The organism is Sorangium sp. KYC3313 (genome assembly GCF_052075895.1).
Lineage (GTDB): Bacteria > Myxococcota_A > Polyangia > Polyangiales > Polyangiaceae > Sorangium > Sorangium cellulosum_B.
The window spans coordinates 10,797,044-10,812,071 of the sequence record NZ_CP197255.1 but is presented as its reverse complement, the minus strand read 5'-3'; the positions used below and the strand labels follow the sequence as shown (position 1 = coordinate 10,812,071).

Annotated in this window: 15 protein-coding genes; 10 read left to right on the top strand and 5 right to left on the bottom strand. The window is 70.8% G+C overall.

Translation table 11 applies throughout. The features are described from left to right. The first annotated feature begins 6 nt into the window (after nt 1-6). The 7 genes from ACSRUE_RS41100 (at nt 7) to ACSRUE_RS41070 (ending at nt 6,619) form a co-directional block, all read left to right on the top strand. Nucleotides 7-855, top strand: coding sequence for a methyltransferase domain-containing protein (locus tag ACSRUE_RS41100; protein WP_441288310.1), 849 nt, complete (start codon nt 7-9; stop codon nt 853-855). Continuing rightward, nucleotides 848-1,906 (top strand): polysaccharide deacetylase family protein, encoded by a 1,059-nt coding sequence (locus tag ACSRUE_RS41095; RefSeq protein WP_441288309.1) that lies wholly within the window; start codon nt 848-850, stop codon nt 1,904-1,906. Before ACSRUE_RS41100 ends, ACSRUE_RS41095 begins: the two co-directional genes overlap by 8 nt. 47 nt (nt 1,907-1,953) lie before the next feature. Next, nucleotides 1,954-3,000, top strand: coding sequence for a hypothetical protein (locus ACSRUE_RS41090; protein ID WP_441288308.1), 1,047 nt, complete (start codon nt 1,954-1,956; stop codon nt 2,998-3,000). 257 nt (nt 3,001-3,257) lie between these two features. Next, nucleotides 3,258-3,584: an acyl carrier protein gene (locus tag ACSRUE_RS41085; RefSeq protein WP_437944031.1), complete on the top strand. Its 327-nt coding sequence runs from the start codon at nt 3,258-3,260 to the stop codon at nt 3,582-3,584. Continuing rightward, the gene (locus ACSRUE_RS41080; RefSeq protein WP_437769608.1) at nt 3,581-4,525 is read left to right on the top strand and encodes an SAM-dependent methyltransferase; all 945 of its coding nucleotides are present in this window, start codon (nt 3,581-3,583) and stop codon (nt 4,523-4,525) included. The genes ACSRUE_RS41085 and ACSRUE_RS41080 overlap by 4 nt, the downstream gene beginning before the upstream one ends. Further along, complete coding sequence (locus ACSRUE_RS41075; RefSeq protein ID WP_441288307.1) at nt 4,522-6,195, top strand: AMP-binding protein; 1,674 nt, start codon at nt 4,522-4,524, stop codon at nt 6,193-6,195. Before ACSRUE_RS41080 ends, ACSRUE_RS41075 begins: the two co-directional genes overlap by 4 nt. A gap of 238 nt (nt 6,196-6,433) precedes the next feature. After that, nucleotides 6,434-6,619 carry a hypothetical protein gene (locus ACSRUE_RS41070; protein ID WP_437769606.1) on the top strand — a complete coding sequence of 62 codons (186 nt, stop codon included), beginning with the start codon at nt 6,434-6,436 and terminating at the stop codon, nt 6,617-6,619. A 59-nt stretch (nt 6,620-6,678) separates the two neighbouring features. On the opposite strand, the gene ACSRUE_RS41065 is transcribed toward ACSRUE_RS41070, so the two are convergent. Beyond that, nucleotides 6,679-7,581 (bottom strand): glycoside hydrolase family 5 protein, encoded by a 903-nt coding sequence (locus ACSRUE_RS41065; protein ID WP_437769605.1) that lies wholly within the window; start codon nt 7,579-7,581, stop codon nt 6,679-6,681. A 7-nt stretch (nt 7,582-7,588) separates the two neighbouring features. Here ACSRUE_RS41065 and ACSRUE_RS41060 point away from each other — a divergent pair, with 7 nt between their 5' ends. Both ACSRUE_RS41060 and ACSRUE_RS41055 read left to right on the top strand, forming a co-directional pair. Continuing rightward, nucleotides 7,589-7,930 (top strand): hypothetical protein, encoded by a 342-nt coding sequence (locus tag ACSRUE_RS41060; RefSeq protein WP_441288306.1) that lies wholly within the window; start codon nt 7,589-7,591, stop codon nt 7,928-7,930. Between the two features lie 342 nt (nt 7,931-8,272). Next, nucleotides 8,273-9,706, top strand: a complete 1,434-nt coding sequence (locus ACSRUE_RS41055; protein WP_441288305.1) for an MATE family efflux transporter — start codon at nt 8,273-8,275, stop codon at nt 9,704-9,706. A 73-nt stretch (nt 9,707-9,779) separates the two neighbouring features. Here the strand turns inward: ACSRUE_RS41055 and ACSRUE_RS41050 are convergent, their stop codons facing one another. From ACSRUE_RS41050 to ACSRUE_RS41040, 3 genes are all read right to left on the bottom strand, one after another. After that, entirely contained in the window at nt 9,780-10,418 is a 639-nt protein-coding gene (locus tag ACSRUE_RS41050) for a hypothetical protein (protein WP_441288304.1), read from the bottom strand. 130 nt (nt 10,419-10,548) lie between these two features. Continuing rightward, entirely contained in the window at nt 10,549-11,949 is a 1,401-nt protein-coding gene (locus ACSRUE_RS41045; protein WP_441288303.1) for a sigma 54-interacting transcriptional regulator, read from the bottom strand. Between the two features lie 55 nt (nt 11,950-12,004). Beyond that, nucleotides 12,005-12,421 carry a Smr/MutS family protein gene (locus tag ACSRUE_RS41040; protein WP_441288302.1) on the bottom strand — a complete coding sequence of 139 codons (417 nt, stop codon included), beginning with the start codon at nt 12,419-12,421 and terminating at the stop codon, nt 12,005-12,007. A gap of 399 nt (nt 12,422-12,820) precedes the next feature. Here ACSRUE_RS41040 and ACSRUE_RS41035 point away from each other — a divergent pair, with 399 nt between their 5' ends. After that, on the top strand, nt 12,821-13,741 hold the full coding sequence (locus tag ACSRUE_RS41035) for a hypothetical protein (protein ID WP_437944037.1): 921 nt from the start codon (nt 12,821-12,823) through the stop codon (nt 13,739-13,741). Nucleotides 13,742-13,859: 118 nt separating this feature from the next. Here ACSRUE_RS41035 and ACSRUE_RS41030 read toward each other — a convergent pair whose 3' ends face one another. Continuing rightward, a complete protein-coding gene (locus ACSRUE_RS41030; protein WP_441288301.1) occupies nt 13,860-13,982 on the bottom strand; it encodes a hypothetical protein in 123 nt (40 codons plus the stop codon). Nucleotides 13,983-15,028 lie beyond the last annotated feature (1,046 nt).

Sequence of the window (15,028 nt, the reverse complement as noted above, 5' to 3'; positions counted from 1 at the left end):
TCCCCGATGAGCGAGCCGAGCCAGAGCGCCGCCACCCCGCCGGCTGTCCGCGACGCAGACGCCGATCGCCGCTTCCGCGAGAGCGCGCGGCGCCACGGCTGGGATCCCGACGACCCGTGGGTCGGGGGGTATGCCGCGCTGGAGTGGCGGCGCAGCCGCCACGCCTACGACGACCTCTTCACGTCGGTCCGCGGCAAGAAGGTGCTCGAGTTCGGCTGCCACTTCGGCGGGACGTCGGTCGTGCTCGCGACCCTGGGCGCCGAGGTGACCGCGCTCGACGTCGACCCCATGTACGTCGAGCTGGCGCAGCTGAACGCCGAGCGCCACGGGCTGTCGGACCGGATCCGCGTTCATCACGTCCCCGACACGACCGCGATGCCGTTCGGAGACCGGGAGTTCGAGCTCGTCTCCTGCAACAGCGTGCTCGAGTACGTCCCGCCCGAGCGCCTGCCGGCCGTCCAGCGCGAGATCGATCGGGTGCTCGCGCCGTGGGGGTTCATCGTCATCCTGGGCACGAGCAACCGCCTCTGGCCGGTCGAGTGCCACAGCCGCCGTATCCTGATGAACTACGTGCCTCGGCTGCTGCGCCCGCTGTTTCCGGGCAGGTCGATCTACAGCGTATTCCCCTGGGAGCTCCGGCGCGGGTTCGGCGACTATGTCGACATCTCGCAGCAGGATCGGGGCCGGCTGATCGTCGACCTGAAGGCCAAGATGGGGCTGTCCGGGCCGCGGCTCATGGCCTTCTCGGCGGCGAACCGGCTGCTCGGCCCGCTCGGGATGCACGTGGGCTTCGTGTCCCCGACGATCACGATGGTTCTTCAGAAGCGCGGAGAGGGAGGAGCTGGCGATGGCTGACGGGAGGACGCGGGTATACATCACCGTGGACGTCGAGTGCGCCGAGGAGCGCATCCTGGGCGATACCAAGTCTCCCGCGATGGGCTACGATCTCCGGATCTGGGGCCGCTTCGTCAACCAGCGCGAGCCCCTCGGCATCGAGCTCATCATGCGCGAGCTCGAGGCGTACGGCCAGCGCGGGACGTTCTTCGTCGAGGCCATCGGCTCGTACAGCTTCGGCATGGATGGGCTGACGAGCGTGTGCCAGGCGCTCCACAGCCGCGGCCACGACGTGCAGCTGCACGTGCACCCCGTGCAGCGGCGCGCGGACTGGCACACCCGGGGCGAGCCCCGCGTCTCCGACGACATCGCCGACTACCCGGTCGAGGAGCAGACGCGGCTCCTCCTCGAGGGGCGCGACCTGCTCGTGCGCGCGGGCGTCCCGGCGAGCGAGCTGCTCGGCTACCGCGCCGGCAATTTCGGCGCGAGCAACGACACCTGGCGGGCGATGAAGCGGGCGGGGCTCGTGCTGAGCAGCAACTACAACCCCTGCTACTTCAGCAAGAACTGCAAGATGCAGTATCCGGGCGCGCGGCTCGGCCTCTTCGAGACGCCCGAGCCGGGGGTGTACGAGCTGCCGGTCACGAACTTCATCGAGCCCACGAAGCGCTTCAGGCACCTTCAGATCACGGCGGTGACGCTCGACGAGATCAAGCACTGTCTCCTCCGCTACCGCGCCCTCGGGGTGAAGGAGGTCACGCTGGTGACCCACTCGTTCGAGTTCTATTTCCTCGACTCGGCGGAGGCGCGCCGCGGCTTCCCGAACCGGCTCAACGTCGAGCGGCTCCGCGGGCTCTGCCGCTTCCTCGACGAGAACTCGAAGGACTTCGAGGTCGACACCGTGGGCGCCCTCGCGCGCCGGCTCTCGGACGCGGCGTCTTCCGCGCACGGCGTCGTCGACGAGGGCGCGCCGCCCTCGCTGCAGTTCCCCCACTCCAGCGCGATCCACCACGCCCGCCGCGTCGTCGAGCAGGCGTACAAGCGCGTGGCGCAGCGCTTCACGTTCGGCTAGCGAGCATCGTCGACGATGGCGCGCCGCCGCGGTGCTAAGTAGCGCGTATGCGGCTCATCGGACAGATCCACGTTTCGCTCAAGGGCAGCATCATCCAGCGCAACCCCACCGTCTGGGAGAAGCTGAAGCGCAGCTTCGGCGCCACGGTGGATCTCGACACCGATCGCGTGCGCGTCGAGCTCGAGGCCACCGCCGTGGTCGATCAGGTGCGGGGGGCGCTCGTCCAGCTCGGGGTCACGAACGCCCTCTCGCTCGTGATCGACGACACGGTCATCTTCCAGGACACCGACGGGAAGCCGGACGACCTTCCCGACCTCGTGCTCGCGCTGTCCGAGCATTCCGCCGTGTTCGGGCGCGGGTTCAGCGAGCTCAGGTTCGCCGCCGAGCACGAGGAGGCGGGGCTGCACCTGGTCATCGAGACGCGGGCGCGCACCGAGCACGCCGACGACGAGCCGGCGGGGCTCGTCTCCATCGGCGGGCGCCTGCGGGATCTCGAGCCGCGAGCCGGCGAGTCCGCCGAGGACTACCGCCGCCGCGTCGAGCCCCTGGCGAAGGATCCGGCGCTGTTCGAGGCGGCGCGGCTGCAGTTCGAGTCCTTCGTCGGGCGGGTCGAGGGCGCCCTCAAGGCCACGATGCCGGAGGCGCGCGTGGAGCATCACCACGCCGACGCGCGCCTCGTGCACGCTCCGGCGGGTGACGGCGCGGGTGACGGCGCGGGTGACGGCGCGGGCGCCGAGCGGCCTCCCGTGGGCCCCACGCACCCGGGCTATGACCCGTTCGTCGTCTATTACCCACCCAGCCCGCTGGGGATGGTGCTGGACGTGATGCTCATCACCTCGTTCATGCACATGCTCACGCCTCCACACGTCCTCTTCGTGAACCCGGCGGGCACGATGCTCGGCACAGCGCAGGAGGCCGCCGAGAATCCTGACCTCTTGAACGGCGCGGATCGCGGCGGCGGCGACGACCTCTCGGCGGGCGGCGAGGGGGACGGGGCGGATGACGGCGATCCGTGGGGTGATGACGGCGGCGGGGTCGATGACGGCGGCGGGTTCGATGACGGCGGCGGGTTCGACGGCGATTTCGACGACTGAGCCGCTCGCCCCGGCGCGCCGGGCCGCGGCGAGGCGCCGCGGCCGGGCCTCGCGCGCCTGTCGCGCGTGGGCTCCGGCGCGCAGCGCGCGAGCGCGCCCGCGACGCGCTGACCTCGCGGCCGAGCGGGCTCGTCCGGCCATGGACGACGACTGGCGATCATGGTACGTCGCGCTACGGCCGTGACCGGCGCTGGCATGAGCATCTATCGCGCTGGCGTGCTGATGGTCGCGCGCCGAACCCTGGACTGGAGAGCGCGATGAACAAGAGCGAGGCGGCGCTTCGGAAGCAGCCGCAGGCGGCGGGCGGCGGAGATCCGGAGATCGCCAGAGAGGTCCGTACCATCATTGCAGAGCGATGTGGGATGAGCGTCGATGCGGTGACTCCCGACCTGTCGCTCGAGGGCGGCCTCGGCGTGGATTCACTGGCGCTCATCGAGGTCAACGTCGCGCTCGAGGAGCGATTCCAGATCGTGGCGCCCGACTTCGCGGCGCCCGATCAGGCGCAGATCAGCACGGTCGGCGACGTCATCGCCTTTGTCGAGGCGCAGCTCGCGGCGCGGGGCGGCCGGGGAGGGGCGCCTTGACCGCCCCGCGCACGCGCGCCGAGCGCGAGGCCGCCGTCCGGACGCCCGAGGAGCAGCGGGAGCACGAGCGGCGGGAGGTCGCCGCTCATTACCAGAACGACCCGGAGATATTCTCCATGGTCCTCGACAGCCGCCTGGCCTACGCGACAGGCATCTTCCTCGATCCTGCCGAGAGCCTGGAGGCGGCGCAAGAGCGCAAGTACGACTGGGTCCGCCGCGAGCTCGACATCCACCCCGGAGAGCGCGTCCTCGACGTCGGGTGCGGCTGGGGCTCGAACCTCCTCTATCTCGCCGAGCGCACCGGCGGGAGCTTCCAGGGCGTCACGCTGAGCGACAAGCAGCGGCAGGAGGCGCTCCGCCGTGCCGACAGGGCGGGCGTCGCCTCGCGCGTCCGCATCGACCTCGCTCATATCGAGGACATCGACCTCGCGCCCGAGTCGCTCGACGCCGTGCTCTTCGTGGGCAGCATCGTGCACATGCACAACCGCGAGCGGATCCACCAGAAGATCGCCGCCGCGCTGCGCCCGGGCGGCAGGCTGCTCATCTCCGACTGCTATTTCCCGGCGCGCGCCCGCGGGGACCGGGAGAGCTCCGCGACCCAGTACATCTTCGTCGAGGCGCTCGGCTATTGCCGCCTGATCTCGCTGGCCGAGGAGCTCGGGATGATCGAGCAGGCCGGCCTCGATGTCCGGCGCGTCGAGGATCTCACGAGCTCGTACGTGCACACGGTCGCCCGGTGGATCGACAACGTGCGCGCGAACCGCGCCCGGATCGACGCCCGCGCGCCCGGCTTCTCGCGGCTGCTCCAGACGTACATGACCGTGGGCCGGCTCTCCTTCGCGCGCCGCACCGCGCTCGAGTACATGATCGTGGCGACGAAGGGCGGCGGCCGCGAGCGCCTCGGCGTCGCGCCCTCGCCCGAGCCGGGGCGCGCGCCGTGAGCCGCGGGCCCTCTGCGCGCACGGTCGCGGGCCTGCTCAGGGCGCGCGCCGAGGCGACGCCGGATCGATTCGGGTTCTATCACAAGCAGCAAGGCGAGTTCGTCGGCTGGTCGTGGGCGGAGTACTGGCGCCGCGCGTGCGCGGCGGCGTCGGGCCTGCTCGCGGCGGGGGTGCGCCCGGGCGATCGCGTGCTCCTGCTCGTGACGGACGTGGAGGTGGCGGTGCCGTGCCTCTTCGGCGTCTGGGTGCTCGGCGCGGTGCCGATCCAGGTCGGGGTGCCCTATCGGCTCACGGACGTGCCGGCGTTCCTCGGCGAGCTCCGGAGGACGGCCGCCCGCGTCGGCGCGCGCGCGCTCGTGGTCTCGTCCGCGCTGCTCGGCTTCGCGCAGGGCGAAGGGGGGGCGGACGGCCTCGTCCAGCTCGCCGCCGAGCCGCTGCTCGACGCGCCCCTCGCGGGCTCGCTGCCCGATCCGGAGCGCGCGCCCGGGCCCGCGCTCATCCAGCTCACGAGCGGCAGCACCGGGCACCCGCGCGGCGTGGTGATCCCGCACGAGCGGCTGATGCTGCACCTCGACGCGATGAGCCAGCGGCTCCCGGTGCGCGGCGAGGGCGCGGGGGGCGTCTCGTGGCTGCCGCTCCACCACGACATGGGCCTCGTCGGCGGGCTGCTCTTCCCGCTCTTCAACGACTTCCCCGTTCACATGCTCTCGCCGCTCGAGTTCCGGACGCGGCCGTTCTCGTGGCTCGCGGAGATGTCGAGCATCCGGGGCGTCATCTCGCTCGGGCCGCCGAGCGCCTATGCCATCTGCATCGGCCTCGCCCGCCGCGCCGCCGAGGCGGGCCTCGACCTCGGCGCGTGGCGGTGCGCGATGATCGGCGCCGAGCCGATCTCCCCCGCCTTGCTCCGCCGCTTCGCCGAGGCGTTCGCGCCCTGCGGCTTCCGCGTCGAGGCGTTCTTCCCCGTCTACGGCCTGGCCGAGGCGACGGTCGCCGTGACCTTCCCCGACCTCTACGCCGAGCCGCGCGCCCTCACGGTGGATCGCGGCCTCCTGGAGCGCGAGGGCCGCGTCGAGGAGGCCGCGCCCGGCCCCCTCTCGCTGGAGCTCACCGGCGTCGGCAGGCCGATCCCGCGCACGGAGATCCGGATCGTGGACGCCCAGCGCAGCCCCGTCCCGGAGCGCGCGGTGGGGGAGATCGAGGTGCGCTCGGAGACGGTGATGGAGGGCTATTTCAACGAGCCCGAGGCGACCGCCGAGGCGCTCGTGGGCGGGTGGCTGCGCACGGGCGATCTCGGGTTCATCGATCGCGGGACGCTGTTCGTCACCGGCCGGAAGAAGGAGGTGATCATCAAGGGCGGTCACACGATGATCCCCGCCGTGATCGAGGAGATCGCCGCCCGGGTCGACGGGATCCGGGCCGGGTGCGTGGTCGCGGTCGGGCTGTTCGTCGAGGAGCGCCAGACCGAGTCGGTCTATGTGGTGGCCGAGACGCGCGCCGAGGCGTCCGAGCACGCCGGCCTCGCGGAGCGCGTGCGCGCGGCGCTGCGGGCGAACGGCGTCACGGTCGACCAGGTCGTCCTGGTCCCGCCGGGCGAGCTGCCCAAGACGACGAGCGGCAAGCTGCGACGCCGGGAGGTCGCCGAGCGGCTGCGCGCGGGGGTGCTTCGCTGAAGCGCGCGACGAGCTCCCTCCACGGAGCTACGGTTGGACGCTGCGACAGCGCAGAGACGTGGTTTCGGGTGAACTGACGGAGCTGCCGTTGGCCAGGGCACCGTCCTCCGGAGGTCTTTTCCGTTCGTCTCGACCATGGACAGACGCGGCGCGGCTCGGCCGATTTCGCGGGCGCTGCAGGGCTGTGCGCGATAGATCCCGGAATCGCTCTCCGGAGCACAACCGAACGGGACCGTCCATGTTGAGCAGCCTGCGAGACCTCAAGTCCACCTGTCCCGCCCCGCTTTCGCCCGAGGCGCGCGCGTGGGAGCTGGAGCAGCTCCGGGCGCTCGGCCTCGAGGACGACGACTGGTGCTCGGACGATCAATGCCCCTTCTGTGCCGGGCGGCCCCTGTCCGTGGAGAGCAAACGAGCGCGCGGGTGAGCGGCGCCCTCGGTCGGGGTCGGGTCACCGGCGCGAGCGGCCGGTGACCCGCACGGGGATCACTCTGCGATCTTCCCCTTCACCCACTTGCCCGACTCGGTGAGGTCGTTGTCGTTCCAGTTGCCCATCTGGTTTGCGTTGGGCCTGAGCGCGGAGCACGCCTCGGCCTTGTCGCCCAGCGACCAGTTGGCCCAGCTGATGTTGTGCGAGTCCAGGAAGTCGAGCCAGGTCTGCGACTCGCCGAGGTTGAGCTGGCCGTTGCCGTCGGCGGAGCAGGTCCCCCACTCGGTCACGAAGAGCGCCAGCTTCTTGTTGATGGCCTTCTGGGCCTTCTCGCGCAGCGACGCCTTGTGCGTGTTGGCGTAGAAGTGGAGGGTGTACGCCACGTTCTGATCGCTGAGGGGATTGTCCGCGGCGATGTCGACGTCCTGCGACCAGTTCGGCGAGCCGACGATGATCAGGTTGTTCGCGCCCTGGCCGCGGATCTCGGAGATCACCGCCTCGGCGTAGGACTTCACCGCGGGCCAGGTGTTCGTGTTGAGGGGCTCGTTGAAGACCTCGAAGATGACGTTGGGCGTGTTCTTGTAGGCCTGCGCCACCTCGCGGAAGTAGCTCCTCGCCTGGTCCATGTGCTGATGCGCGTTGTGATCGTGCCAGTCGAGGATGACGTAGATGCCCTTCGCGATCGCCGCGTCGGCGATGGTCTTCGCCTTGGCCTTCTGGGCGCCCGCGTCCTGGAGGTACCCGTCTTCGCCCTCGATGCCCATGGCGGCGCGGACGACGGTCGACTCCCAGTTGTCCGCGAGCGAGTTGACGACATTGCCGTTGTAGTAGTTGCTCCACTGGCTCCAGAACAGGCTCATGCCTTTGAGCTGGACCGGGGACCCGTGCTCGCCGACGATGTTGCCGTTCATGACCCGGAGCCGGCCATGGCGCTCGACCGGCGTGCCGTCCGTGGGCACCCCCCCGGTGCTCGCGCTCGTCGTGGACGAGGCCGATGTCGTCGCGCTCGCGGAGGTCGTCGAGGCGCTCGAGGTCGTCGCGCTCGCGGAGGTCGCCCCGGCGCTCGAGGTCGTCGCGCTCGCGGAGGTCGCCCCGGCGCTCGAGGTCGTCGCGCTCGCGGAGGTCGCCCCGCCGCCCGCGCCGCCCGCGCCGTCCTCCGTCCCCGCGTCACCGCAGCCGATCAGCACGGTGGCTTGCAACGCAACCACTGCAAGGCCGAATGACCACCTCGACCTGCCAAGCACACCGCGAAGTAAAACGCTTTTCATCATGTCCTCCAAGAGAAGTATCCGGATGGCGCGGCATTAAAAGGGCAGTTCAGCGCCGTGGCAAGCCCTCTGCGCGCCTCTGATCAAGGGATAAAATTCACGCTGTGTGTATGGAAAAATACAGTGTCGGTGCGCGCAGGTCCCACGTGCGGCCGGTGGTCTCCAGGCCACGTTGTTCCCCTCGGGGGTCGGGTGCCCCCCCTGGGCAACCGCCCATCCATGCGCAGGGCGTCACTATCGCTCAGGAAATCGCGAGCGAGCGCCCCGGCGACGTCGCTCGCCGCCACGTGGATGTCCGTGTACACGAACCTGCCGCACTGCGCTTCTCCAAGAGGCATCGATACGCGGGGATACGGGAAGGGACAACCCTGCCCGCGCGGCCGTGCTCCTTCATGGCGAGATGCCCTTCGGCAGAGTAGGATGCGGCGCTTTGCAATCGGTCAACCCTGCCCCCGCTCTCCCTCGCCCTCGTTTGCTGGAGATCACCTGGCCCATCTTCAGCGAGAACCTGCTGCACATGCTCGTCGGCATGTTCGGCGTATGGCTGGTCAGCCGCCTCTCGGACGAGGCCGCCGCCGCGTACGGGCTGTCCAACCAGATCATGTTGACCTTCATGATCACCTTTCGCTTCGTCAGCGTCGGCGCGAGCGTGGTGGTCACCCAGGTTCTCGGCGCGCGGGACCGCGCCGGGGCGGAGCAGGTCGCGCGGGCGTCGCTCGCGGCCAATCTGTGGCTCGGCCTCTTCAGCTTCGCCGTCATCGCGGTCGGCGCGAGGCCGCTGCTCGAGCTGATGCGCCTGCCGCCTTCCCTGTTCCCGATCGCGGAGCCTTACCTGATCGCGGTCGGCGTGATGCTGGCGTTCGACGCGGTGAATTTCTCGATGGGCGCTGTGCTGCGCGCGCACACCTACACCCGCGACACGCTGCGCGTCATCATCGTCATGTACGCCGTGCAGCTCGCGCTCAGCCTGCCGCTCATGTTCGGTGTCGGCGGGGCGCCGGCGCTCGGCATGATGGGGCTCGCGCTCGCCGCGGTGGTCGGGCGCGCGCTCTCGTTCTGGATGCACCGGCAGCTCTGGATCTCGCGCCTCGGCATCCGCCCGACCTTCGAGGATTTCTGGCGCATTCGCCCCGATCGCCTCCGCGAGATGCTGCACATCGGCCTGCCGGGGGCGGGCGAGAACGTGGTCTATCGCATCAGCTTCATGATCATCCTCGCGATGGTCGCCAACATGGGGCAGACGGCGCTCACCACCCATACGTACACGATGCAGATCATGCACTTCCTGCTCCTGTTCGGCATGGCGATCGGCTTCGGGACCGAGATCGTGGTCGGGCACCACATCGGCGCCGGCGATCTGCAGGGCGCCGATCGCCTGGTGCGCGGCGGCCTGGCGATCGGGCTCTGCGTGTGCGTGAGCCTGGTGATCGCCACCGCGCTGCTCGGCCCCCGCCTGCTCGGCCTCTTCTCGCGCGATCCCGAGGTGATCGCCACCGGCTCCCGGCTGCTGTGGCTGACCCTTCTGGTCGAGCCGGGCCGCACGCTCAACCTGGTCGTCATCAACGGGCTCCGCGCCACCGGCGACGCCCGCTTCCCGGTCGGGTTCGGCGTCTTCTCGATGTTCGCCGTGGCCGTCGGGCTGTCCTGGCTGCTCGGCGTCCACTTCGGCTGGGGGCTCGTCGGCATCTGGGTCGCCTACGCCGCCGACGAGTGGGTCCGCGGGCTGGTCATGGCCGCGCGCTGGCACTTCCACGGCTGGGTGCCCCACGCGCGGCGCACCTTCCGCCGGGTGCGGCTGAGCAGCCGCCCCGCGTGAGCGCTCGCTGATCGACCGCCTCGAGCAAGGGTGAAGCGCCGCCCCGCGGAGGGCGGGCGGGGCGCCGGTCGTCTCATCCCGCGGGCGCGCTCACCTTCTCGGTGACGGCCATGCACAGCGCGGCCACGCCGCGCCGCGGGACGGTGACGAGCTTGTCGCGGAAGCTGGCGCGCTGATCGGTGTAGAGCTTCGACACCTTGTGCGAGAGGATCGTCGAGCTCCAGACCGCGACCACGTCGGCCCAGCGGAGATCGGCGTCGGCCTTCGTCGCATTGCGGTGACCCTCTCCGTCCACGATGCGGATCTCGACCTCGCCCGCGAGCAGCTGCCGCAGGTCCTCGGACGTGCCTGGCCCGCCGCCGACCACGAGCAGCCTCCGCAGCCCGCGCGCGTGGAACGCGCCGATCATCGCGAGCGCTGCCCGCTTGTTCGCGGAGCTGCCGCAGAGGTCGCAAATGGCGTCGGCGCCGACCTCGACCACGCGGAGCCCGGCCTTCGGCGGCAGCTTCGCGCACTCGGCGCAGCGGCGCTCGACCCGCTCCTCCGCCGGCGCCGGCGGCGGGGGGCGACCGAGCGCCTGCTGCGCCTGGCCCGCGAGCTCCGCCGGGAGGAAGTCCGCGGGGTGGCGGAGCTCCGTCGCTGGCGCATGCTCCGCGAGCCAGAGGAGCAGATCGGTTTCTGAAATATTCAGAGATTTTGCGAGGTTGCGCACACGGACGGATCGCGCCATTGCGACGCGACTGTGACATGTGCAGCACCGCTGCGCCCTTTTCTATCGCAGGGGATGGTGGTCTCTTGCACCGATGCGGCCCGGCGCGGGCGGTTGCCCGTTCGCGCGCGGCTCAGTCGAGGGCGGCGGCGCGGCGCAGCCCGTGGCGCTGGAGGAGGCGGTGGAGGTACATCCGGTCGAGCCCTGCTTTGCGCGCGGCGCGGCTCACGTTGCCGTTCGACCACGCCAGCAGGGCGGCGAGGTAGCGCCGCTCGAACTGGTCGATGATCGCGTCCTTCGCCTCCTTGAAGGGCATCTCGAGGTTCGCGGCGGGCTCCTCGGGCGCGGCGCCCGGCGGCGCTGCGCTGCGCTCGGGCGGCGCCGCCCCCATGGCGGCGCCCTCGCCGAGCACGACGCGGCGCTCGACGTAGTTCCTCAGCTCTCGCACGTTGCCGGGCCAGTCGTAACGCTTCATGTCCTCGACGACCTCGGGGGGGAAGAGGTGCACCTTGTCGACGGCGCCGAGCTCGTTCAGGAAGCAGTGGACGAGGAGGCCGATGTCCTCCTTGCGCTCCCGGAGCGGCGGGACGCGCACGGTGAGCACCGAGAGGCGGTAGTAGAGGTCCTCGCGGAACCTGCCGCTGTTCACCTCGCGCTCCAGGCGCCGGTTCGTGGCGGCGATCACCCGGATATCGACCTTGCGCACCCGGCTCTCGCCGAGCCTGCGCACCTCGCGCGAGGCGAGGGCGCGGAGGAGCTTCGGCTGCATCTCCAGCGGCAGCTCGCCGATCTCGTCGAGGAAGACGGTGCCGCCGTCGGCCTCCTCGAACGCGCCGGCGCGGTCGCGCGTGGCGCCCGTGAACGAGCCGCGCACGTGGCCGAACAGCTCGCTCTCGATGAGGCTCGGCGAGATGGCGCCGCAGTCGACGATGACGAGCGGCTTGTCGGCGCGGGCGCCGCGCTGGACGAGCTCGGTGGCGATGACCTCCTTGCCCGTGCCGTTCTCGCCCTCGATCAGCACGTCGGGCGCGCTCTTCGCCACGCGATCGAGGACGGGGAAGAGGCGCCGCATGGGGACCGACACGCCCTGGAGCGCCCCGAAGCTGACCGCGCGCGCGAGCTCGGTCTCGGCGACGGCGTCGGCGTCGCGGATGCGCACGACCGACTCGCCGAGCTCGATGCGGCACTCCGGCAGGATGGCGTCGGCGTCCCGCACGCGGACGCCGGCGATGGTCGTCCCGTTGAGCGAGCCGACGTCCGTCAGCCGGAACGTGGACTTCACGCGCTCGAGGATGCAGTGGAAGCGGGACACGGCGCGGTCGGCGAGCACCAGGTCGTTGCTCTGGTGGGAGCCGATGCGGATGAAGTCGCCGTCGAGCACCATGACCCGGCTCGCGGGCTTGCCCGCCTCGCGCTCGACGCACAGCTCGAGCCGGGGCACCGCGAGCACCTCGCCCTTCGCCATGCGGGGCTCCGTGGAGGCCGCGAGGCTCGGCGGGCCGGGGTCGTCGGGCGTGGCGGGGGGGCGCGGCATGCGCGCCATCTTACGCGCGAGCCTGTGCTCGTCCAGAGGCGGCCCTGCCGGCGGCTCAGGGCGAGAGGCCGCCGCCCGCCGGCTTGAGCCACACGACGGTGGCCCCCCACCCGCCGCGGGAGGCCGGGGCGTCGCGGAAGCCGTCGACGGCCGGGTGGCGCGAGAGGACGGCCCGGACGACGCGGCGCTGCACGCCCTTGCCGCGGCCGTGGATGACGCGCACCTCGCGGAACCCGCGCAGCTGCGCCTCGTGGAGGTACTCCTCGACCACGGAGGCGACGTCGCGCGGCGCGAACGTGTGCAGGTCGATCGCGTCCTCGATCGGCATGACCACGACGTCGTCGTCGCCGGGCGGCTCGGGCGCCTCCTCGGGCGGCCCTGCCCCGGGCGCGTCGAGCCCGGCGAGACCGGGGGGCGCGGGCGCGCGGGGCGAGAGCGCGCGGTCGAGCCATGCGCGGAGCCGGCGGAGCATCCCGCGCGGTGTAGCCGAGCCGGAGGCGCCCGCCACCGCTCGACATCGAGGGCGACCTGCTCGGGCCGAGCGGTCCCACCGCCGGATGGGATGCGGATCTCCCCGCCCATCGACGGGGCACCCGCCATGACAGAGGCTGTTTTGTAAGCCCCGCAACGAGGCCCCCGTTGAGCGGACCAGGGGGTTGTAAGACCTGTAACGGGTTGACCTCCCACCTCGGTCCGATGACGTGAGCGACCCGCCCGCATCGCCGCCGCGGCCCTGGCGGCACGATCTCGCCGGTGCTGATCCGCCGGCCGACGGCTGGCCGGCCGGCCGAGCGAATTGAACCAGCCGCTGCTTTCATGGCAGGGTCCGCGGAACGCGTCGTATCGATGTGACGTGAGGGAAGGGAGACCCATGGGCGGCAACAAGGGAAAGAAGTCGGACAAGGCCGAAAAGAAGGGGGCGCGGCGCTCGCGCGATGGCAAGTCCAGCGGCGCCGATCCGGCGGCGCTCATCGCGGCTGCGCGGGCGGACGCCTTCGCCGACGAGGCGCCCGCGCGCGCCTTCGCGCACTTCCGGGCGCTCGCGGAGCAGGTGCCCGCGGCGGACCTACCCATCTTCACGGGCCAGCCGCTCCTCATGCGCGCGAACGTCAAGGCTGCGCTCGACGCCGTGGAGCCGCACCTGCCCGCGGCGGTGAGCGCGCTCCGCGAGCCGAGGCTCAAAGAGGTCTTCGAGCTGCCGTCGCTGGTCATGGCGTTGGATTTCGCCGCGGCGCGCGTGCCTGTCGCGAAGCTCAGCGCGGGGGATATCGAGAAGATGCTCGCGGAGGGGGCCCCGTGGCGCGAGCTGATGCTGACCTTCCTCGAGGTCGCGTCGCATCCTCTGCTCGGCTTCCTGCCGCGGGAGCGCGTCGCGGCGGTGCGCGCGGGCTCCGGCAAGCTCGACAAGGCGCGCGATTTCGTCGCCCTTCCAGGGCTCTTCGCCGAGTTCTCCGAGGCGCTCGCCGGCAAGCACCCGTTCCCCGCCGACAAGCTCGATCTGCTCGCCACGCTGGGTGGCGCGCTCGTGCAGCAGGTGCGCCCCGGCAACGCCGCCGCGACGGTGGCGAAGCGCACCTCCGAGTCGATCCTGCGCGACCAGCTCGCGTCGCTCGTCGCCGACCGCTACGACCGGCTGCAGGTGCTCGCGGCCGTCGCGCTCGGCAAGCGCAAGGCGGACGAGCTCCTGCCCGCGCTCCGCTCGGCGGTCGCGCTGGGCGCTCCGGCGACGGCCGGCGCGCCGGCGCCGCAGGCCGACGGCGCCGGGGCCGCGGCGGAGATGGTGAGCGAGTGAGGGGGTGAACGGGCCGGAGCGGCGAGCGCGGAGCAGCAGGGGCCGCGACGTCGCTCGCTGGCTCGGCCGGCCGACGCCTCCGACGTGGCGTATGCCGTGTCTCTCAGCAGAGGTCTTGTCAGCGCTGTGCGCGCTCCCAGCGCGCCTGCGCCGCGATCGCGATGTCGGCGGCGCGAACGCCCTCAATGAAGAGCGTCGCGTCTGCCGGGTCGTCCAGGTCGATGGTCGAGCTCGGCCACATTGCCGGCGAGCTCCTCGAGCGCTTGGCGCCGCGGCCCCTTGGTCGATCGCGGAGCGGCCGCCGGCGCCGGCGAGCTCGGGGCCGTCGGTGCCCTGGCCGGGCGTGCGGCGGGCCACGCAGGTCGAAGGCGACGCCGGGCGCTGGTGACTGGCCGTTCGTCGGCCAGTTGGTTGACTAACACTCCAGCCGCACAGCCGCGTGCGCACAAGATGCGCCTGGGACGGTCGAACCGCCCTTCCATCGACTAGCTAAAATTCTCAAGTTTTCATTGACGCCCGAATCACACCCGGAAAAACTGTTCGCGTCCCCACACTGCGCGTGTCGGGGTTCGGTCGGGGGACCGTCACCACCATGTCGATGCGCTCACAAGGCAACGTCTGCCTGCTTTGCGCATGTGCGCTCGTCCTTGTTCCGGCGTCGGCGCAGGCACTCGAGTTCAGCAGTGGCGTGAGCGTGGGCGGGATCCAGGTCGGGACTGAACCCAAGCTGGCCGTGAGCCCCTTCGCCGGCTGGCTCTGGCGAAAAGAGAGGGACTTCCGGATCGAAGTCCACAACATGCTCAGCATCATTCCGGGGGCACGCGTAGGGGTCTACGATCGAACGGCGGTTACCGTTGGATACGTCACGAAGACGGGCAACGTCAGCCTTGGTCCATCCCTGTCGCTCTACTCGATGCCGGTACAGTGTGGAAAGATCGAGGACGAAGCGCAGCGGACAGCGTGTCGGGATGGCGCATACGCTAGATATAAGAGCTGTCGAGAAGGTTGCGAGCTGACAAGCAATAAGAGCTGTGACGAGAAGTATCAGGATTGCATGGACCGCGCTCCATGGCGGTCTTGTGCAAGGCCAAATTCTGGAGACGCAGGCCAGACGATGTGTCGAACCTGCTATGGACGGTGCAAGTCTGGGGATCCTACATCGCCGGAGTGCAAAAAGTGTTTGTTCTGAGGTTCCAATGGCTATTCACGTCACTACAAATGAGGACATTCGGAGCGCGGTCCGACGCGGGTCTCGCCTTCCTGTGCGGTTCATGCGCGATAACGTGC